This is a genomic window from Streptomyces sp. NPDC046261 (assembly GCF_040646235.1).
Classification (GTDB): Bacteria; Actinomycetota; Actinomycetes; order Streptomycetales; family Streptomycetaceae; genus Streptomyces.
The window spans coordinates 62,974-83,865 of record NZ_JBEYZU010000007.1 but is presented as its reverse complement, the minus strand read 5'-3'; the positions used below and the strand labels follow the sequence as shown (position 1 = coordinate 83,865).

The following is a 20,892-nucleotide window of genomic DNA, read 5'->3' as shown; positions in this document are numbered from 1 at the left end:
GTTCGGGCATGGGTGAGGACGCCTTCACCGAGCACCGTCCCCTGTTGTTCACCATCGCCTACGAGATGCTGGGCAGCGCCACCGACGCCGAGGACGTGCTGCAGGAGAGCTATCTGCGGTGGAGCGCGGTCGATCCGGCCACGGTCGAGCATCCGCGCGCCTACCTGGTCCGCGTGGTGACCCGGCAGGCCCTCAACCACCTGCGCGCGGTCAAGGCGCGGCGCGAGGAGTACGTGGGTGCGTGGCTGCCCGAGCCGATCCGCACCGCGCCCGAGGTGGGCGAGGACGTGATCCTGGCCGAGTCGGTGTCGATGGCCATGATGCTCGTCCTGGAGACGCTCAACCCGACCGAGCGCGCGGTGTTCGTGTTGCACGACGTGTTCGGCTACCCCCATGGCGAGATCGCCGCGTCGATCGGGAAGAGCGAGGTCACCGTCCGGCAGATCGCCCACCGGGCCCGCCGGCACGTCCACGCGCGGCGCCGTCGCTTCGAACCCGACTCCGACGGCACCCGGGAGATCGTCCGGCGGTTCCTGCTCGCGGCGGCGACCGGCGAGGTCCAGACGCTGATGGACCTGCTGGCGCCCGACGTCGTCCAGATCTCCGACGGCGGCGGGAAGGTGGTCGCCGCCCGCCGCCCGATCACCGGCCGCGACGACGTCGCCCGGTTCGTCCTCCGCGTGATCCGCACCAGCGCCGCGACGACCCAGGTCGAGCACACCACCTACAACGGCATGCCCGCGGCACGGTTCATGACCGGCGGTGAACTCGACTGGCTGGTCGCGTTCGAGATCCACAACGGACGGATCACCGGTCTCTACGGCGTACGCAACCCGGACAAGCTGCACCGCGCCGACACCGTGCACCCACTCGACAGAGGAGAAGCCTGACCATGGAAACCATGACGGTCGAACGCGTCATCCACGCCCCGATCGACGAGGTGTTCGCCTGGCTCACCACGACCACCAACTACACCAGCTCGCCCCTGGTGCTGCGCTGCCGCCTGGACCGGCACGGCGAGAGCGCGCCCTACGGTGTCGGCGCGGTGCGCAATCACCTGTGGCTGATCGGCTGGTTCAAGGAACGCATCAGCCACTACGACCCGCCGTACGCCACCGAGTATGTCGTCGAGCGCAGTCTGCCGCCGTCCCGGCACGAACTCGGCCGCATGACCTTCACCGAGGTCGACGGCGGCACCCAGGTCCGCTGGATCACCCGTGCCGAGATTCCCGTCCCGTTGGTCGGCTCCTTCCTCACCCGGCGCGTCGCGCGGCCGATCATCACCCGCACCTTCCGCAACATCCTCGACGCCGCCGAGACCGCGCTGGCCCGACGCCCCCAGCGGCTCTGACCACGATCCGACGGGCGCGACCGTGGGACGTCTCACGCCCTCGCCCCTCGCCCCCTCGCTTCGGTCACCGCACCGCGGTGACCTTGGCGAACATGCGGTCCAGCGCGGCGTCCGGCAGCAGCCGGGACAGCGCCGCGGCCGTCCTCGCGTCGGTGCCGACGTGGTAGCGGGCCTTGGCCCGCGGGGCGGTGAGGGCACGGAAGACCGTACGCGCGAAGTCCTCGGGACGGGTGCCGCTGGACCGCGCCCGCTCCTCGTTCATCCGCAGGAACCGCTCGAACGACGCGCGGTACAGGTCGGCGACGTCGCCGGGGGCACGGTCGAGGAGGTCCCCGCCGGCCTCCCGCACCTTGTCCCAGATCGGCGTCGCGATCGCGCCCGGCCGTACGACGCAGACCGAGACGCCGAAGGGGCGCAGTTCGCGGCGGAAGGCGTCGCTCATGCCCTCCTTGGCGAACTGCCCTGTCGCGTACGCGCCGAGGTAGGGCGCCGCGACGGCCCCCACGCCCGAGGAGACGTTGACGACGCGCCCGCCGGTGCGGCGCAGGTGCGGGAGGAATGCCTGGGTGACGGCGACCGCTCCGACCACGTTGATGTTCAGCTGCGCGCGCAGCTGCTCGGGCGTGACGCACTCCAGCGGTGCCGACACGCACGTACCGGCGTTGTTCACCAGCCCCCACACGCCCTGCTCGCCCGCCGCGTCGACGACCTCGGCCGTGGCCGTGCGGAGGGATTCCTCGTCGGTCACGTCCAGGAGCACCGGCCGCAGGCGTGTGGAGGAGGCGTCGGCGCGCAGCTTCTCGCCGTCCTCCGCCCTGCGGACCCCGGCGAAGACGCGGAAGCCGCGCCGTTCCAGGTGGAGCGCGCATTCCCTGCCGAGTCCGGACGAGGCACCGGTGAGGACGATGACGCGCCCGGCCGGAGGGCTGGGCTTCGACTGTCGGATCAACTGATCTCTCCTTCTTCTTTGTTCTGGTGACCGGTGACGACTGGTGACGACGGGCGGGTCAGTCGTGGACGGCGGACAGCACCGTGCGGACGGACTCGTCGGCGATGTGCCGCGCGCGGTCGCCCGGGACGATGCCGTCGACGTAGCTGAAGTTCCACGCGAGCCGGCCGTGGCTGGTGTTGGCGGTCGCCACGAGGGCGCCGGTCACCGAGACGGCCGCGACCAGCTGGGCGTCGGAGACGCGCCACGGGCCCATCCGGTCGGGGAAGTCGTAGCGGCCGAGGTTGGACAGGCACAGGTTGAGCGGCCCTTGTTCGTCCATGTACCGCATGAACGGCTCGCTGTCGGCGAAGGACGTCGGCCCCGCCCGGTCCAGCAGGTTGATCACGGACAGGTGTTCCTCGCGCTCCCTGCGCGCCGCCAGGTCCCGGCCGATGGCTTCGGCCATGGGCCACAGCGGCGTGCCGGGCCGGTACAGGACGCGGGACGGGAGGGTGGCCGCGTAGGAACCGGCCTCGTCGTAGGAGACGGCGGGATCCAGTTCGCCGCGGAAGTCGACCGGGGAACCGATCGAGAAGTACGCGGGCTCCGAGGTCCCCGCCTCCCGGGCGACGGCGGTCACCAGGGCGGCGGCGAGGGCGCCGTGCACCGTGACACCGTGCCGCTTGCAGGCCCGTACCAGCAGCTCCAGCTGCTCGCCGGTCAGGGACCGGTGCACCATCCGGGTGCGTCGCTCCCCGAAGGGCACCGGGTTGCTGGGGATCAGCCGCCGCGGCCGCAGCCGCTCGGCCTCCTCCTGGTCACGCTCCATCAGGGCCGTGAGAGCGGCCGCTCCCGCGGCGCCCCGGTGGCGGCGGGGGAGCAGGTCCTCCGTGGCGGGCAGCGCCCGCAGCGAGGCGCGCGGCGGCGCCTCGCCCTCGCTCAGCCGGGCGGCGAGCTCGATCCACTGCCGCATCAGGGCCACGCCCGTCATGCCGTCGGCGACGCAGTGCGAGGCCGTGAGCAGCAGGTCGTGGACGTCCTCGGGGTGTCCGGCGCCCGCTTCCCGCGTGATCACGACGGCGCGCGCCAGGGGTCCCGTGCGCCAGTCGATGGGTTCGGCGAGCTCGTGCTCGTCGATCTCGCGCTCCCACCGGGTGTCGGCGGCGGGGTCCGCCGGTGACACCGTGACCTGGCGCAGCGGGATCGGCCGCCCGCCCACCGGGCGGAACGCGGGCTGTGCCCCCTCCTCGTCGCCGCTGATTGCGACGCGCAGCAGGGGGTGCCGGGCCTGCAGGGCGTCCAGGGCGTCGCGCAGCAGCGGCACCGGCAGGGGGCCGTGGAGCCGGGCCCGGAAGACGCCGTTCAGCGGTGAGGTCCGGTCGGCCGTCCAGTACCAGCGCTCCAGCGGGCTGAGCGGGCGCCGCACGCGCGGCTCGGGTGCCGGGATTCCGGGGAAGGTGAGGGCCTCCTCGTTCTGCCGGGCGAGCTCCTCCCGGGGCGTCAGCCGGAAGTAGTCGTCCCGGACCTGTCGCAGGCCGGGGGTGTCGGCCTGTTCGAGGTCGCTCATCGCCCGGGAGGCGGCGACCATGGCCCGGGTGCGGTCGCGGCGGCGGTCCTCGTACGTGCGCAGGGCGAGCGGCAGGTCCTCCAACGCCCCCGGCTCGGCGAGGGTGTGCGCCAGGACGACGGCGTCCTCGACGGCCATGGCCGAGCCCTGCCCGAGCGTGGTCAGCATGGGGTGGGCGGCGTCGCCGAGGAGGGTGACGGGCCCGTCCCCCCACCGCTCCAGGAAGGCGCGGTCACGGGAGGGCACGGCGAGGATGTCCTCCGCCGGGGTGGCCTCGATCACCGCCCGCACCTCGTCGGCCCATCCCGCGTACGCCTGGGTGATCTCGTCCTTGGTGCCGTCCCAGGCGTGCGAGCGGGCGGCGGGCATGTTCTTGGTGCCCCACCAGTAGAAGCGGCCGTGGCCGATGTCGATGAGGCCGAAGCGCTGTCCGCTGCCCCAGTAGTGGCGCACGGCCCCCGGGGTCAGCACCGGATGGTCGAACGGGACGATGCCGAGCCAGCAGACGTAGCCGCTGTCCTTCGATGCCTCGGGGCCGACGAGGTGGGCGCGTACGGCCGAATGGAAGCCGTCGGCGCCGATGAGGAGGTCGCCGTGGGCCGAACGCCCGTCGGCGAAGCGGACGGTGACGCCCTCGCCGTCGGCCTCGAAGCCGGTGGCGGTCGCGCCCAGGTGGACGGGGAGGCCGCCGGCCGCGTCGAGCAGGGCCTCCTGGAGGTCCGAGCGGCTCAGGCAGACGCTGGGCGCGCCCACCTTGTCGCAGATCTCCTTGAACGGCAGGTCCCGTATTTCCCTTCCCAGGTGGTCCAGGACCAGGAAGGACTCCGCGACCTGGCCGCGCTTGTCCAGGCCGAGGTCGATGCCGAGCGTGGCCAGCGCGTTGACGGCGTTGCTCATCACCGACAGGCCGGATCCCGCCGCGCGGAGCTCGGTGGCGCGCTCGTACACCTCGACGTCGACGCCGACCCGCCGTAGGGCCACGGCGCAGGCCAGGCCGCCGATGCCGGCGCCGATGACGAGGGCCTTGGTTCGCTGTCGTCCCGTCATGGCGTCACTTCCCGTCCACGGAACCGGCCGGGCCGCTCCCGAGCAGTTCCGCGACGGTCCTGGCGACGTGTTCCACGTACGGTTCCTCCATGATCGTGAGATGGTCGCCGGGCACGTCGACGACGTGGAGCCGGCCGCTGGTCATGTCGCTCCAGCCATTGGTGCGGTCCTGGTGGCGACTGCCGGCCGCGCCGTGCATGGCGGTGAGGACGTCCGGCAGCGGTTCCATGGCGCGGATCAGGGTGAGGTCCTGCTCCTGGACACCCGGCCGGTACTCCAGCGTCGCCTGCCAGTTGGCGCGGTAGACGCCGAAGAGCCGGCGTATGACCGCTCCCGAACTGCCCGCGGGCAGCACGCCCGCGTCGCTCGCGAGCCGGGCGATGAAGTCGAACTTCTCCTCCAGGCCGGCCAGTTCGTCCGGGATGGCCTCCATCGGGGAGTCACCGCCGCGCTCCAGCAGGAGCAGCTCCCAGAAGAACCACCGCAGCAGCGCGTCGTCGTCATGCCGCAGGCGCGCCCCCTGGTCCAGGGCGGTGGTGTCCAGCAGCACCAGCCGGGACACCTCCTCGCCCGCCGCCCGCAGCTGCCGGGCGATCTCGAACGCGACGAAGCCACCGAAGGACCAACCGCCGACGGCGTACGGGCCCTGTGGCTGCACCCCGCGCAGCGCGGCGACGTAGCCGGCCGCGATCTCCTCGACGGTGCGCAGCGGTGTGGTGCCCGGGTCCGCGCCGGCGGCCTGGAGGGCGTACAGCGGCTGGTCGTCCGGGAGGTGCCGGGAGAAGGGGACGTAGCAGAGCACGTTGCCGCCCATGGGGTGGACCATGAACAGCGGCGGGCGGGTGCCTTCCGGGCGGATCGGGACCACGGGGTCGTACGCGGCGACCGCGTCGCCCGCGCGCAACCGCTCCGCGAGCGCGGCCACGGTCGGCGCGGCGACGAACCCGGACAGCGGGATGTGCACGCCGTAGCGCTGCTCGATCTGGACCACCAGCCGCATGGCCGTCAGCGAGGTGCCGCCCAGGTCGAAGAGGCTGTCGTCGATGCCGACGGCGGGCAGCCGCAGCAGATCCGCGAGCATCTCGGCGAGCGCGCGCTCGTAGGCGTCGCGCGGCTGGGCGCCGACGCCGGGGGCGTCGGCGGCGGGGGTAAGCGGGGCCCGGCGCAGCGCGTCGTCGTCGCGCTTGCCGCTGGGGGTCAGGGGCAGGGACGCCACCCATTGCAGGTGCGCGGGGACCATGTGGTCGGGCAGCGTGATGTGCAGGTGCTCGCGGATGCCGGCCAGGTCGGCGGCGGTGCCGTCCCCGACGAGGAACGCCGCGAGGAAGCAGTCGCCGTCGTCGCGCCGCCGGGCCACGACCGCGGCGTCGAGCAGGCCCGGGTACCGTCCGGTGAGGTCGGTGAGGGCCAGTTCCACCTCCGCGAGCTCGACGCGGAACCCGCGCACCTTGACCTGGGAGTCCGCCCGGCCGGCGTAGGCGATCGTCCCGTCGGGCAGCACCAGGCCGAGGTCGCCGGTGTCGTAGAGCCGCTGCCGATCGCCGCCGAAGGGATGCGGGGCGAAGCGCTCCTTGGTCAGGTCGGGCCGGCCCTCGTAGCCGTCGGCCAGGCAGGCGCCGCCGAGGTGGATCACCCCGCGCGCCCCGGCGGGCACCGGGCGCATGTGGGCGTCCAGCACATGTGCCTCGGCCCCGTCGATGGGGCGGCCGATCGGCGGCAGCGCGGGGAACGTGGCCGGGTCCCCGGTCATGGTGAAGGCGGTGGCGACATGCGTCTCGGTCGGCCCGTACTGGTTCTCCAGGACGGCGCCCGGCAGCGCGGCGCACAGCCGCCGGATCTCCTCGGTGACGCGCAGCTGTTCGCCGGAGGAGATCAGTACGCGCAGCGCGCGGGGGACGATGCCCAGCGCGGCCGAGGTCTCGGCCAGCTGCTGGAGCGCGACGTAGGGGAGGAAGACCCGCTCGACGCCCTCACGGTCGATCAGCCGCAGCAGACGGGACATGTCACGCCGCTCGCCGTCGCTCACCAGGTGCAGGGTGCCGCCGGAGCACAGGGTGGAGAAGATCTCCTGGAAGGACACGTCGAAGCTCAGCGGCGCGTACTGCAGGGTCGTTCCGCCCACCGCGCCGCTCACGGCCGCGTTCTGCCAGGCCACGAGGCCGGCCAGGGAGCGGTGCGGCATCGTCACGCCCTTGGGCCGGCCGGTGGAGCCGGAGGTGAACAGGACGTAGGCGGTGCTGTCGGCGTCGATCCGCGGCGCGTTGGCGAACGGCTTCGCCGGCGCCTCGGTCAGGGATTCGGCGGGCAGCACCAGCGACGGGTCGCCGGCGAGGTGCGCGTACGGGGCGTGGGCGACGACCCGGAAGGGCCGGGCCTGTTCCAGCATCGCGGCCAGCCGCCGGGCGGGGTATCCGACGTCCAGCGGCACCACCGCGCATCCGGCGCGCACGACGCCCAGCAGCACGGCGATCATCTCGGGCGAGCGGTCCATCGCGATGCCGATCCGGGCCTGGGGCGGGGCGCCGATCGCGCGCAGCCGCCCGGCGACGCGGTCGGCGGCCTCGGCCAGCCGCGCGTAGCTCCACCGTTGCTCCCGCATCGCCAGTGCGGTCGCGTCCGGGGTGCGGGCGGCCTGCTCCGCGAAGAGTTCGACGACGGTGGGGCGCGCCACGGGCTCCGCGAGGACCGGCCGGTCGGCGAGGAAGGCCAGGTGGGGCTCCGCGTGCGGCTCCTCCACCATCTTCCGCAGGATCCGCAGGAATCCGCGCGCGTAGAGGTCGGTGCGCTCGGCGGAGAACGTCTCCCCGTCACCGTCGATCCGCAGCCACAGACGCCCGCCGTCGGGGTCGGTGACGGCGTTCACCAGGAGCCGGAAGTTGGTCTCCTCCCAGGTGCGGAAGTCCAGCAGGCGCACGCCGGGCAGACGCAGGACCTCGGCGAGCTGGTGGAAGTGCACGTAGTTGAAGGCAGTGTCCAGGACGGGGCCGCCGTGGTCCTCCTGGACGGCGCTCAGCGGACAGCGGCGGTGGGCATGCCCGTCCTGCTCCTGCCGGAAGGTCTCGCGCACCACGTCCAGCCAGCTGACGCCCCCGGTGTCCAGACGCAGGGGCACGGTGTTGAGGAAGAGCCCGGCGACGCGTTCGGCGTGGGCGAGCTCGGGCCGCCCGTGGGTGACCAGCCCGGTGGTCACGTCATGCGTGCCGGCGAACACCGACAGCGTCAGGCAGTGTGCGGCCAGGAGCGCGGACTTCACCGGCAGGCTGTGCTCGGCGGCCAGCGCCCGCAGCTGTGCGAGCAGGTCGGCGGGCACATCGACGCGGCGGGTGGCCGGACCCTGGGCGGTGTGCGGCGGCCGGTGCGGCCGGAACGCCTCGATCTGCAGGGATTCGCAGCCGGCCAGCTTCTCCTTCCAGTAGCGCCGCGTCTCCTCGGACCCCAGGGCGATCCGCTCCTCCCGCACATGCGCCGCCGCCGACGGCAGCGCCGTGGCCTCCACGGGGCCGATGCCCAGCCCGAGGTCGTGCGCGTAATCCTGGAGGAGCTCCCGCAGGAGGTTGGCCACGCTGCCGCCGTCGAGGAGCGCGTGATGGAAGCTGAGGACCAGATCGACGGTCGTGGGCCGGACATGGACCCGGGCGAGGTACAGCGGCGCCCTGTCGAAGACGTAGGCGTGCCGGCGCCGTTCCTCGATGTGCGCGTGGACCTCGGCGTCGGCCGCCGCGCCGTCGAGGGAGCGCAGGTCGACGACGTCCAGGCCGCCCTCCACCCGGGGATGGACGATCTGCAGCGGCTCGGAGAAGCCCGCCAGGTCGAAGCCGGAACGCAGCGCCGGATGCCGCGCCACCATCCGGGCGAACGACCGGCGGAACCGCTCCTCGTCCCACGGCATGTCCAGGCGGTACAGGAAGACGTCCTTGTACATGGCGGAGGTCTCGTGCCGGCGGCTGTGGTAGAGCAGACCGAGCTGGAGCCGGGTGAGCGGATAGGCGTCCTCGGCGCCTTCCAGGCGGGCCCGGTCCACCGTGGATATGAGAGCGAACGGCGCCGGGGCGTCCCCGCCGCCGGCCCCCCGGGTGCCGCGGGCGCGGGCGGCGAGAGCGGCCACCGTCGGATGGCGGATCAGGTCGGTGAGCGAGAAGAACAGGCCCCGCTCCTCGGCCTCGGCCCGCACCTTGAGCATCAGGATGGAGTCCCCGCCGAGCGCGAAGTAGTCGTCGTGGACGCCGACGCTCTCCACGCCCAGCACCCGGGCCCAGATCCCGGCCAGGACGGCCTCGGTACGGTCGCGTGGCCGTCCGTCGGCGGCCGGCCGCGCGGCGTCCTGGGGCAGGGGCAGCGCGCGGCGGTCGGCCTTGCCGTTGGGCGTCAGCGGAATGCCGTCGATACGGACGAAGTAGGCCGGCACCATGAACACCGGCAGGCTCCGCGTGAGCTGCTCGCGTAGTGACTCGGGGTCGATGGCGGCGTCGGCCACGTAGTAGCCGACGAGGTGGGTGCCGCGGGCGTCGGTCGCGCGGTCCACGACGAGGGCGTCGCGGACGCCCGGCACCGTGCTCAGGGCGGCCGCCACCTCGCCAAGCTCCACGCGATTGCCGCGGATCTTCACCTGGCCGTCGATGCGGCCGAGGTATTCCAGGGTGCCGTCCGCCAGCCGGCGGGCGAGGTCGCCGGTGCGGTACATCCGGCCGCCCGGCACGAACGGGTCCCGGACGAACTTCTCGGCGGTCAGCTCCGGCCGGTCCAGATACCCCCGGGCGACACCGACGCCGCCGACGCACAGCTCACCGGCGACGCCGGCCGGCTGCGGATGGTCGTCGGGGCCCAGCACGTACAGGCTGGTGTTGTCGATCGGCCGGCCGATGGGGACCCGCGCGATGTGCCCTTCGCGCGGACAGTCGTAGTACGAGACGTCGACGGTGGCCTCGGTCGGACCGTAGAGATTCACCAGCCGCACGGGGGACTGGGCGCCGAACACGCGGTTGAACTGCTCGACGCGCGCGGCGGGCAGGGCTTCTCCGCTGCAGAAGACGTACCGCAGGGTGCCGAGTTCCCCGACGGCTCCCGGTGTCTCCTGGAGCAGATCCAGGAACGGTCCCAGCATCGAGGGGACGAAGTGCACGGCGCTGACCCGCTGTTCGCGGAGGGCCCGCAGGATCTGCCGCGGGTCATGCTGGCCGCCGGGCGGCAGCAGCGCCACACTCGCGCCCTCGATCGCCCACCAGAACAGCTCCCACACCGAGACGTCGAAGGAGACCGGTGTCTTCTGCAACAGGACGTCGCTCGCGCCGAGCGGATAGCGGCTCTGCATCCACGCGAGGCGGTTGACGACACTGTGGTGCTCGACCATCACCCCCTTGGGACGGCCGGTCGAGCCGGAGGTGTAGATGACGTACGCCAGGTCGCGGGAGGTGCCGAGCGGGTCGAGCGGGGCGCCGTCCGCGCGCAGCAGGTCCTCGACGCACCGCACCGTCGTCCCCTCGGCGACATCCGTGACGGGCCCGTCGCCGTCCACGATCACCACCTTGGCGCGGCTGTCCTCCAGCAGGAACCGCACGCGCTCGGCCGGGTAGCCGCGGTCCACCGGCACGTAGGCGCCACCGGACTTCAGTACGCCCAGGAGCGCCACCAGCAGCCGTGGCCCCCGCTCCATCATCACCGCGACCCGGTCGTCCGGCCCGACGCCCTCGGCGCGCAGGGCCCGTGCGACGCGGTTGGCCCGCTCGTCCAGCTCGGCGTACGTCAGGCTCTCCCCGGCGGCGCCGGTCACGGCCGTTTGACCCGGCCTGCGGGCGGCCTGCGCCTCGAACAGGCCGTGCAGGGTCGCCTCGTCCGCGTACGGGACGCGCGGGCCCTGTGCGAGCGCCGCGGTGAGGTCCTCGTACTCGGCGGCCGCCAGCATCGGCACGGCCGATACGGGCCGGTCCAGCATGTCCACACCGTTGCGGAGAAGCGTCGTGAGATGCCGGGCGACCGATTCGACGGACAGCTCGCCGTCGAAGACGTCGCAGGCGTAGTCCAGGTCGATGTGCAGGTCGGCGGTGTCGTCGAAGGTGGACACCAGGATGCTCAGGGCGTCCTGGTCGTGCGAGGGGGCCCTCATGGCCGTCTGTCGTTCGATGCCGGGGAGCCGGTCCTGCTGGGGCCAGTGGATGTAGGAGAGCGTCACGTCGAACAGCTGGCGGGGCCCCTCGGCGGAGGAGGGCAGCTCGCGCAGGACGTCGCCGAGGGAGAGCCGCTGGTGCCGCTGGAGCGCCCGGGTCGCGTCCTGGGTCGCGGCGACCAGCTCCCGCACCGACCGCTCGCCGGCCCCGGGCACACGCAGCGGCAGGGCGTTGGCGAACTCGCCGAGGACGTCCCGCCAGCCACCCGGCCGGTTGAGGAAGGGGACGCCCAGCACGACGTCCCCGCCGCGGTGCAGGCGCGTCAAGTACGTACCGACCATGGCGGCGATGTACGCGAACGGCGAGAGCCCGGCGGCGCGGACCCGGTCGACGAGGGCGCTCTCCACCGTGAACGAGTGGCGGCCGCGCCCGCCCCCGGCCGCCGCGCGGGGGAAGAGGGCAGGCGCCACTCCCGCCAGGTTCTCCCGGTGGAAGGCGCGATCCTGGTCGGCGTCCGCGCCGGAACGGTAGGCGGCTTCCTCCTCGACGCACGCGAGATAGGAGGAGGACGACAGACGGACGTCGCCCTGCCCGCCGGCCACCGTCCGCGCGTAGTCGCCGAGGATCTCGGCGCTCAGCCTGTGGAAGGTCCAGGCATCGGTGACGATGTGATGGGCCTTGATGTGTACATGTGTGACGTCCGGCGCCTCGACGAGCAGCGTGGCTTCGACGAGGGGGCCACCGGCCAGCGGCACAGGCTCCGCCAGCGAGCGCCTCATCCACTCGGCACACGCCGCCTCCGGCTCGGCCTCGCCGGCGAGAACGACCCTCGCGACGTGGACCCCTTCGGCCTCGGCCCACTGGAACGGCGTCCCCGCGCGCTCGCCGAACCGCAGCCGGAACGTTTCATGCCGGCATAACGCACGCTCGACACAAGCGGTGAGCGCGTCGAGGTCGACGCTGCCCCGCAGACGCTCGTGGAGCACACAGTTGAACTGCGGCGAGAGGGGGGCCTGGGAGCCCGCGACCCAGATGTCCCGCTGGTAGGCCGTCAGGGGGCGCTGTACTTGACTGATCACATGCATCTGCTTTCCACGGTGGACCGCCCTGGCAGTCGCAGTCCCTGTCCTGAGCGACATCATGGCTACTGAGGAGTAGGCATTTGACTAGTCCTGGGTCATGGTGGGGCAAAGCGGGAAGGAAGCCGGTCAACAGCCCTCTGACGCCTCCGAAGGGCGCTTATCGGACTCCGGGTGCAGGACTTGAAGCTGCCGCAGCGGCAGCTCCTACCGTCATGACCAGGGCCGGAAAGGCCGGCCCGGTGAAGCACCCGTGGGGGAGGCGGCGATGGCCTGGCCGATCGCGGAGGTCGCCCGGATGTCGGGCGTGACGGCCCGTACGCTGCGGCATTACGACGAGGTGGGCCTGCTGCCGCCGGCCTGGATCGGCACCAACGGCCACCGCTATTACGAGGAACACCAGTTGCTGAGGCTGCAACAGATCCTCGTACTGCGGGCGCTGGGCCTGGGGCTGATCGAGATCGGCCGGATCCTGGCCGAGCAGGTCGACGAGCTGGAGGCCCTGCGCGGCCATCACCGTCGGCTGCTGGCCGAGCGCGACCGGCTCGACGCCCTGGCCGGCACCGTCTCCCGCACGATCACCGAACTGGAAGCATCCAGGAAGGACGGTAGCCATATGATCAGCATCAACCGGCCGGAGAACCTGTTCGAAGGCATCCAGCCCGCCACGTACGAGGAGAGCCTGCGGGCGTTCCCGGAGCTGGCCGGGGCCATCGAGCGGCACAACTCGGCGATGAGCCAGGCCGGAATCGAGGCCGGGCAGCGGGAGCGCACCGCGCGGATGATCCGGCTGGCCGAGCTCCAGGCCGCCGGTACGCCCGCCGACGCCGACCCGGTGCAGGCCGAGATAGACGGCCAGTACCGGGAACTGTCCGGGCTCCGAGCGGTCTCCGCCGAGGAATTCCGGGCGATCGGGCGTTCCTGTGTCGGCAACGAGCAGTGGCGCGCGGCGTACGAGTCGATCGCGCCGGGCCTGGCCGCGTACCAGCGCGACGCCATCGAGGCGTACGCCACGACCCGCCTGAGCTGACCCGAACCGGGCCGCCGCCGCGAGCCCTTCGCGCGCGGCGGCCCACCGCAGCCCGGCGTGCGGCCGACGGGCCACTTGGAACCCCGGACCGCGAGCAGCTGCTCAGTCCGCGCTCGCGGTCCCGGAGGCGCGCCCTTGAGGTGCCTCGAGCGGCAGGGTCCAGTCGTTGACGAGCTGCCTGGCCCGCCGCGCGTCGTCGGCGAAGACCAGGACCTGGAGCTCGCGCAGCGCCCGCACCGGGCCGTAGGACTTGCGGGTGCAGGGGGCGACCGTGGACCGGATCCCGCAGACGTCGAGGAACCGGCGGACCTCGTCGGCGGCGGTCGTCGTCCCCACGCACGCCACCGGTACCAGCAGTCCGTACGGATAGCTCCGGCGGCCCGCGGCGGAGCCCCGTGACCGGATGCCGAGGCGCGGCAGGCCCGCCACGGTCAGTGGTGGCCTTCGGGAATCCGTTGGCGTTCCGGTTCGCCGTGCGCCGCGGCGATCGCCCGGTACTCCTCCGGGGTCGCCTTCGGGATCTGACCCGTCTCGCCGAAACAGGCCCGGGAAAGGCGAGCCCGCAGCCTCTCCGACCATCCGATCTTGCGGCGGACGCCGTGCTCGTCCACCTCAGGCGGAAGCTCGTACGGCGTGGGCTGATCGTGCGCGGTGTAGTAGTACAGGTCGGCCTGCGCCAACGGCTCGTGGATCTCGACGAATTCGCCGTGCGGCTTGCGCAGGATGACGCCGCTCTCGCGCCCGTGCAGGACCTTCTCCCGGTCGCGGCGCTGCAGGCCGAGGCACCATCTCTTGGTGATGATGAAGACGAGCACCGGCAGGACGAAGAAGCCGACGCGGACCACCCAGGTGATCGCGTTGAGCGACAGCTGGAAGCGCGTCGCGAAGAGGTCGTTGCCGCCGCCCACCAGTAGGAGCGCGTACTCGGCGATCCAGGCGGCCCCGAAGGCCGTGCGGGTCGGGTTGTTGCGCGGTCGCTCGGTGATGTGGTGTTCGCGGGTGTCCTTGGTGAGCCATGCCTCGAAGAAGGGATAGCACCACAGGGCGAGAAGGATCAGCGGGAAGATCATCAGCGGGATGAACACCCCGAGCACCAGGGTGTGACCCCAGAGGTTGATCTCCCAGCCCGGCATGATGCGGATCAGGCCCTCGGAGAAGCCCATGTACCAGTCGGGCTGGGCGTCGGTGGTCACCTGGTCCGGCCGGTAGGGACCGTACGCCCAGATCGGATTGACCTGCGCGATGGCCGAGAACACCGCCAGCACCCCGGTGACCAGGAAGAAGAAGCCGCCGGCCTTGGCCATGTAGACCGGCATCAGGGGCATGCCGACGACGTTCTTGTTGTTGCGTCCGGGTCCGAAGCCCTGGGTGTGCTTGTGGTAGAAGACCAGGATCAGGTGGGCGACCAGCAGCCCCAGCATGATGCCGGGGATCAGCAGGACGTGGACGGTGAACATCCGCGGCACCCAGATGGTGCCGGGGAATTCGCCGCCGAAGATGAAGAACACCAGGTACGTGCCGATGATCGGCACGGACAGGATCGCGCCTTCCAGGAACCGGATGCCCGTGCCCGACAGCAGGTCGTCGGGCAGCGAGTACCCCATGAAGCCGTCGAACATGCCGAGGAACAACAGGCCCGCCCCGAAGAGCCAGTTGAGCTCGCGGGGCTTGCGGAACGCGCCGGTGAAGAAGACCCGCATCATGTGCACCAGCATCGCCATGATGAAGACGAGCGCCGCCCAGTGGTGCAGTTGACGGAGCAGCAGGCCGCCGCGGATGTCGAAGCTGATGTCGAGCGTCGACTTGTACGCGTCGGACATGAGGATGCCGTTGAGCGGCGTGTACGCGCCGTGGTACACGACCTCGTTCATGCTGGGCTTGAAGAACAGCGTCAGATAGACACCGGTCAGGATGATGATGATGAACGAGTAGAGGGCGACCTCTCCCAGCATGAAGGACCAGTGGTCGGGAAAGATCTTGCGCAGGTTCGCCTTGGCGAGGGAGAAGACCCCGACTCGCCCGTCGGCCCAGGTCGCGAGCTTCTCACCCCGCGATGCCGGGGCCGAGGGCCCCTGGCCGGCCGCTGGGGTGTGGTGCGTATTGGTCATGCGTGAGCGCTCCCGGCCTGGAAGGGCAACATATCCCTGTTTGCCCCTTTATCCTACAAAGATCAGCATTTCTGGCATTGTGGCCTCCATCTTCCCCGTGTTGTGCCGCGAATGCGGTATTTACGTGGAGTGTCGGGCAAGGGGGCGAGGAGCGCACGGGTAGCCGACGGCCTGCCGCGGCCCTCGTACCGCGGGCATCCCGCCCGCGCACAGGGCCGAACGGGCGCGGCTCACTCCTCCTCGACCGTGCGCCCGTCCAACGGCCGTATCGCCGGGCCCTGGAGCACAGCGCCATCCGTGTCGAACCGTGAACCGTGGCACGGACACTCCCAGGTGCGCTCGGTGGCGTTGAAGGCCACCAGGCAGCCCAGGTGCGTACAGCGCGCCGAGACGGCCCGCAGGGTGCCGTCGTCATGGCGGTAGACCGCGCACTTCTCGCCGCCTGTCCGTACGAGAGCGCCCGTGCCCGGCGCGATCTCCGCCACCGAGCCGACGTGGGTGGGCCGCAGCCGGTCGCCGAGGAAGTGGCGCCCCACGACCGCCTGATGCTTGAGGAAGCCCGGTGCCTCGCGCACCGTGCTCCGCAGCCGGCGGGGGTCGTACAGGTCCGCCCACGAAGGGATGCCACGGTCACAGATGAGGTCGGTCAGCAGGCGGCCGGCCATGACGCCGCCGCTCATGCCCCAGCCTCCGAAGCCGGTCGCCACGTACGTGTGGCGGGCGCCCGGATGGAACGGGCCGACCAGCGGCACGGTATCGGTGGAGTCGTTGTCCTGCGCCGCCCAGTGGTACAGCATCCGCGCGGCCGGGAAGCGTTCGCGCGTCCAGTCGGCCAGCGCCGCGTACCGCCGGCCGACGTCGCCCGCGCCCGGGGTGAAGCTCTCGCCGGTGACGATCAGAAGGCGCTGCTCCGGGCCGTGCGGGGCCGTGCGCACCGACCGCGTACGGTCCTCTCGCGTGATGTACATCCCGCCCGGGTCGTCCCGGGCGGGGATCGCCGCCGCCAGCACCAGCTCGCGGCGGGGCGAGAGCCTGGTGAACAGCAGGGCACGGTCGAAGACCGGGTAATGGGTGGCCACCACCACGTCCCCGGCGGTGACCACGCAGCCGTTCTCCGTCGTCACCCGGCAGGGAGCGCCCTCGGCCAGCCCGGTGACGCGGGTGTGCTCGTAGAGCCTCCCGCCGCGCTCCCGCAGGTCCTCGGCCAGCGCGAGGAGGTACGTACGCGGATGGAACTGGGCCTGGTCCTCGACGCGGACCGCGCCGGCGACCGCGAAGGGCAGCCCCGTCTCCTCGACGTAGGAGGCCGCCAGTCCCGCCTCCCGGGCGGCCTCCGCCTCGGCGCGTACGCTCTCGCACGCGCCGGGGTCGGTCACATAGGTGAAGGCCGGCCGCCTCTCCAGATCGCAGTCCACCCCTACGGCGGACGCCACCGCGACGACCCGTTCGACCGCCTCCTGCTGGGACCGCGCGAACAGCCGCGCCCCCTCCGCCCCACGGGTGCGGCGCAGCCTGTCGTAGACGAGGGTGTGCAGCGCCGACACCTTCGCCGTCGTGTACCCGGTGACTCCGGCGGCGAGCCGGTCGGCCTCCAGCACCGCCACCGAACGACCGGCGTCGATCAGTTCCCACGCGGTGCTCAGCCCGGCGATGCCGCCGCCGATCACGACGACCTCCACCTCGATGTCGGTGGTCAGGGGCGGATACGGCTCGGCGGGTGGCGCGGTGGCCATCCAGTAGGACTCGGGCTGGCCAGGGGGTGCGGTGGGGCCCTCGGGGCGCGACATGCGGGCCGGGTTCCCCGTGCGGGGCGCCTGAATCACGGCGTACGCGGATGTGCCCCGTATGGCCGCATGCGTGCGGTTCCGCCGCGCCGCCCCGAGGGGTCAGGTCACCCCTTGCCGAGCTTCTCCTCGATCCAGGCCACACCGAAGTCCACGACGTCCGCCGCCTCGAACAGATGACTCGTGGCCGCGCCGACCGTGCCCGCGGTACCGATGCCGGCGGAGAGCATGTCCTGGGCGATGACCGCGAACGGCCATTCCCCTTCGGGGACGACGGAGGAGTAGTCGAAGGCCCCGTCGGAGGAGTCGATGTCGTGGAAGCGCCGCCAGACCCGCTCACCGTCGGCCATGATCGGCTGCTCGAAGTCCACGAACCGCTTGCCCGGTGCCTCGGCGAGCGCTTCGGCGTGATGCAGCAGGGTGATCGAGTCCAGCGGGGCGCCCAGCAGAAGCACCCGGCCGCCCATGGCGACGAGCCGGGCCAGCGGGCTGCCGGGTCCGTGCGGGTCGTCCCACGGGTGGTCGGCCATCAACGCCTCCGCGGCCGCGCCGAGTGCCGCGAAGCTGGCATCGGGATGCCGGCTGCGGACGGCACCCGGCCACCGGCGAAGGGCCTCGGGGAGCCGGCCGTAGGAGTGGTCCGCCTCGCTGAGCCGCGGGTCGTACGCGGGGTGCTCCCGGCGCAGGGCCTCCTGCCAGGGCTGCGGCCAGGTGACGAGCTCGTAGGGCGGCGCGTCGTTCCAGCCGCAGGTCACCATGAGGGTTCCGCGCTCGCCCACGACGTCGCCGAGGGCTCCGATGAGCGTCGCGGGCCCGCCGGCCACATATCCGATGGCCGACATGCGCGTATGGAACATCACCACGTCCCCGTCGGCGAGGCCGAGCGTGGTCAGGTCGCGCACGAGCCGACTGCGGGTGACGGGACCGCCGGAACGCTGGAGCAGGGCCAGTTCATCCATGACCAGGACCGTACGAGCGCCGGCGCGGGTGACGAAACCGGTTTTCCGACCATGGCCCTGAGGGGCGGATCAGAGCATCGGATCAGAACAGACGGCCGGCCTCGCGACGTGCCGAATCGCGGTGTTCTGGGCTCGCTCGTGGCCCCTCGCACCGCGGCGACCTACGACCGGACCCACGGCGGCGCGGTGGCGGGCGGCTGTGCCGTCCCCTCACCCATGTGGCCTCGCGCCGCCGTCGGCCCGTATGACGTAGCGAAAAGACCGTTACGGCTCGATCGTGACCGGCTTCTCGGCGCGCAGGTCGCTGACGAAGCCGTCCTTGACCACGCGCATCCAGTAGGAGTGCCTGCGGTCCTTGATGTCGGAGTCACGCTCCAGCTTGCGGTCCATCGAGGTGGCGCCGCCCTGGACGTCCCGCTGGAACGTGTAGGGGTGCCAGATGCCGATCTCGCTGCTGTAGAAGGGCTTGGTCTCCATCAGCATGACCTGGTCCGGGTTGCCCTGGGCGGGCTTCCAGTTGACACGGACGGTGGCCGCGTCGAGGCGGTCGACGGACGTCACGGCCGGGGCCTTGGGGATCACCGAGGAGGCGGCGGGCTTGAAGTCGTTGCTGCGGATCGTCCGCGGCACGGACGAATCGTAGCCGTCCGGGTTGTCCAGCTTCCCCGTCACGCGGAACGTGGTGGGGGCCTGACCCGTCCCGCCCGCACACGCGTCGACCTGGACCACCACGCGCCAGGTGCCGGAGAACCTGACGAAGTCCTCCTTCTGGACCGGCAGTACGCGGCTGACGCCGCCGGCGACCGCGCTCACGGAGTACACGTAGCGGGAGTCGTCGTCGCGGACCACCTGGTAGCTGCACTGGTCCACGGCAGCGGCGCGTGCGCTGACCGCCGGCGCGCCGCCGGCGGCGGGAGCCGAGGGAGCCGCTGTGGCGGCGCCGGCGCCCAGGGCGAGGGCCCCGAGGCTCAGCGCGGACGTGGCGACTGCGGCGGCTATACGAGAGGGCATGCATCCTCCGGAGACATCCGACGGCTCATGGCGAGCCGGCGAGCAGATGACGTGCTGGGACGACGCCCGCCCCTTGCGCGGCCTGGGCACGGACGCGTCTCCGGCCCGGGACGCCCCGGGCGTGGGCCGGCCCTGATCGGGGTCACCGACCAGAAGGGGACGCTACCGGCAAGGGACGATCAAGAAGAAGTCAAAAATCAGCAAAGCGAAGGCTTTGCGTCAACTTCCTTCAGCCGACGCCCGCGCCGGCAGTCGACGGCGACGACGCGGCGCGCCCCCGCCCGCCGTCCGGCAGCCGGGCGGATACAAGGGTGAGCCGCGCTGCCGGACGACCTGACCGGCCGCAGGACGAGTTCGCCGGAGCGCCACGAGGCCGATGACGATGGCCTGAAACTGCGCATCGAGCCGGGCGGAGACGACCGCGATCCGGGCGTTGGTCGCGTCGGCCACCCCTGGAACTGGCGCCGACGAAGCCCGGTGAACACCTCTATGCCACGTTCGCGGGCGAGCGAAAATCGCTCGCAGCGGCGGCGGGGCGCTGCTAGCTTGCGGCCGTGGATCTCTTCTCACGCTCTTGGGCAGCGCTGCGCGCAGCGGTCGCCGAAGTCCCGGACGAGGATTTCGCGCGGCCGTCCGGCTGCGCCGGCTGGCTTGTGCGGGACCTGGTGTGCCATCTGATCATCGATGCTCAGGACGTCCTGATCACCCTCGTCACGCCCGCCGACACGGAGCCGACCCGGGATGCGGTGACCTACTGGGACATCGTCGAAGCCCCGACCGGCGACGACCCGCTCGACGCGCTGATCGTCCGCCTGGCCGCCGCGTACGAAGAGCCGCGGCTGCTGAAGTTCCACTTGGACGACGTCGGTTCCGCCGCCGGTCGCGCCGCGAAACTCGCGGATCCCGCGGTCCGGGTCGGCACCCGCGGCGAGGTGCTCACCACGGGCGACTACCTCTGCGCGTACGTCCTGGAATGGACACTGCACCACCTCGACCTGATCGCGCACCTCCCGGACGCGGCGGAACCGCCCGCCGAGGGGCTCGCCCGGTCACGCGAGCTGCTGGAGAAGATCGCCGGTGCGGCGTTTCCCCGTTCGTTCTCCGACAAGGACGCGCTGTTGATCGGCACCGGACGGCGCGCCCCGGCCGAAGCGGAGAAGGCCGAACTGGGTGACCTGGCCGCGAAACTCCCCCTCGCCCTCGGCTGATCGTCGACACCGAACCCGTCGGTTTTTCTCCATTCCCCCTGCGGCAGGGCGCCTTTGGTCCACGTGGGGCCGACCGTTGGTCGCTTTCCCCGCATTCGGGCGTGCAGAATGTCGACGCCAATTCGAACTGTATGCGAGGAACAACAGTTGACCCCGTTCTCCCTGGCCTTCTACGTGGACGTCGTCACCACCGGAACCGTGCTCGGCCTGCGCCCCACGGATTCTCCCGACCGCGTCAGCGAGGTCCTGGGGCCGGACTTCGGCGAGAACGTTTTCGGCGATCGCGGCATGTGCCGTGACTTCGGCCTGGCCGAGTTCCACTGGCACCGCGCGTCCGCCGAGGACCTCTGGGCGGGCCACCATTTCACGTTGCAGGTGCACCGGCTGGCGTACCGCGACCGAACGCTCGCCAACGACCCGATCCGGGCACGGTACGGGAGGTTCACCCCCAGGCTCCGGTTCGACAAGCTACGTCGGCTACTGGAACGACGTGGCGTCCCCCTGCTGGAGATCCCGGAGAACCCGGCGAACGCGCCGTACTACCGGACGTTCTGGCAGCCCGGTTCCCACGTGGCCGTCTCCATCATCGGCACCTACGGCGAGTACAGCACACCGGACAATCTCCGCCCGGGCGATGTGTCCAGCATTCACGCCCCGGTGACCGTCCCAGCGTGAGCCCGCACTCGCACCCGCACCCCATCCCACCCCGCCCTGAT

The 20,892-nt window shown here is 71.8% G+C and carries 13 protein-coding genes; 5 read left to right on the top strand and 8 right to left on the bottom strand.

Features of this window, described 5'->3' with window-relative positions:
- The first annotated feature begins 8 nt into the window (after nucleotides 1-8).
- Both ABZ956_RS15510 and ABZ956_RS15505 read left to right on the top strand, forming a co-directional pair.
- Nucleotides 9-890, top strand: a complete 882-nt coding sequence (locus tag ABZ956_RS15510; protein WP_361893248.1) for an RNA polymerase sigma-70 factor — start codon at nucleotides 9-11, stop codon at nucleotides 888-890.
- A gap of 2 nt (nucleotides 891-892) precedes the next feature.
- Nucleotides 893-1,351 carry an SRPBCC family protein gene (locus tag ABZ956_RS15505; RefSeq protein WP_361892671.1) on the top strand — a complete coding sequence of 153 codons (459 nt, stop codon included), beginning with the start codon at nucleotides 893-895 and terminating at the stop codon, nucleotides 1,349-1,351.
- 64 nt (nucleotides 1,352-1,415) lie between these two features.
- On the opposite strand, the gene ABZ956_RS15500 is transcribed toward ABZ956_RS15505, so the two are convergent.
- Genes ABZ956_RS15500 through ABZ956_RS15490 form a run of 3 tightly spaced genes read right to left on the bottom strand, consistent with a single transcriptional unit; the run spans nucleotide 1,416 to nucleotide 12,076 of the window.
- A complete protein-coding gene (locus ABZ956_RS15500) occupies nucleotides 1,416-2,300 on the bottom strand; it encodes an SDR family oxidoreductase (RefSeq protein WP_361892668.1) in 885 nt (294 codons plus the stop codon).
- A 58-nt stretch (nucleotides 2,301-2,358) separates the two neighbouring features.
- On the bottom strand, nucleotides 2,359-4,896 hold the full coding sequence (locus tag ABZ956_RS15495) for an FAD-dependent monooxygenase (protein ID WP_361892665.1): 2,538 nt from the start codon (nucleotides 4,894-4,896) through the stop codon (nucleotides 2,359-2,361).
- 4 nt (nucleotides 4,897-4,900) lie between these two features.
- On the bottom strand, nucleotides 4,901-12,076 hold the full coding sequence (locus tag ABZ956_RS15490) for an amino acid adenylation domain-containing protein (protein ID WP_361892662.1): 7,176 nt from the start codon (nucleotides 12,074-12,076) through the stop codon (nucleotides 4,901-4,903).
- Between the two features lie 268 nt (nucleotides 12,077-12,344).
- Between ABZ956_RS15490 and ABZ956_RS15485 the strand changes: the two genes are divergently transcribed.
- Complete coding sequence (locus tag ABZ956_RS15485) at nucleotides 12,345-13,106, top strand: MerR family transcriptional regulator (RefSeq protein WP_361892659.1); 762 nt, start codon at nucleotides 12,345-12,347, stop codon at nucleotides 13,104-13,106.
- Nucleotides 13,107-13,208: 102 nt separating this feature from the next.
- Here the strand turns inward: ABZ956_RS15485 and ABZ956_RS15480 are convergent, their stop codons facing one another.
- The 5 genes from ABZ956_RS15480 to ABZ956_RS15460 all read right to left on the bottom strand — a co-directional run bounded on the left by ABZ956_RS15480 (nucleotide 13,209) and on the right by ABZ956_RS15460 (nucleotide 18,968).
- Entirely contained in the window at nucleotides 13,209-13,442 is a 234-nt protein-coding gene (locus ABZ956_RS15480; protein WP_361892657.1) for a hypothetical protein, read from the bottom strand.
- 95 nt (nucleotides 13,443-13,537) lie between these two features.
- The gene (locus ABZ956_RS15475; RefSeq protein WP_361892654.1) at nucleotides 13,538-15,214 is read right to left on the bottom strand and encodes a cytochrome bc complex cytochrome b subunit; all 1,677 of its coding nucleotides are present in this window, start codon (nucleotides 15,212-15,214) and stop codon (nucleotides 13,538-13,540) included.
- A gap of 230 nt (nucleotides 15,215-15,444) precedes the next feature.
- The gene (locus ABZ956_RS15470) at nucleotides 15,445-17,001 is read right to left on the bottom strand and encodes an FAD-dependent oxidoreductase (RefSeq protein WP_361892651.1); all 1,557 of its coding nucleotides are present in this window, start codon (nucleotides 16,999-17,001) and stop codon (nucleotides 15,445-15,447) included.
- Nucleotides 17,002-17,105: 104 nt separating this feature from the next.
- On the bottom strand, nucleotides 17,106-17,957 hold the full coding sequence (gene aac(3), locus ABZ956_RS15465; protein WP_361892648.1) for an aminoglycoside 3-N-acetyltransferase: 852 nt from the start codon (nucleotides 17,955-17,957) through the stop codon (nucleotides 17,106-17,108).
- Nucleotides 17,958-18,221: 264 nt separating this feature from the next.
- On the bottom strand, nucleotides 18,222-18,968 hold the full coding sequence (locus ABZ956_RS15460; protein ID WP_361892645.1) for a hypothetical protein: 747 nt from the start codon (nucleotides 18,966-18,968) through the stop codon (nucleotides 18,222-18,224).
- A 554-nt stretch (nucleotides 18,969-19,522) separates the two neighbouring features.
- Here ABZ956_RS15460 and ABZ956_RS15455 point away from each other — a divergent pair.
- Together ABZ956_RS15455 and ABZ956_RS15450 are read left to right on the top strand one after the other, a co-directional pair.
- Entirely contained in the window at nucleotides 19,523-20,176 is a 654-nt protein-coding gene (locus ABZ956_RS15455; RefSeq protein WP_361892642.1) for a maleylpyruvate isomerase N-terminal domain-containing protein, read from the top strand.
- A gap of 147 nt (nucleotides 20,177-20,323) precedes the next feature.
- Nucleotides 20,324-20,851, top strand: a complete 528-nt coding sequence (locus ABZ956_RS15450) for a hypothetical protein (protein WP_361892639.1) — start codon at nucleotides 20,324-20,326, stop codon at nucleotides 20,849-20,851.
- Nucleotides 20,852-20,892: the final 41 nt, after the last annotated feature.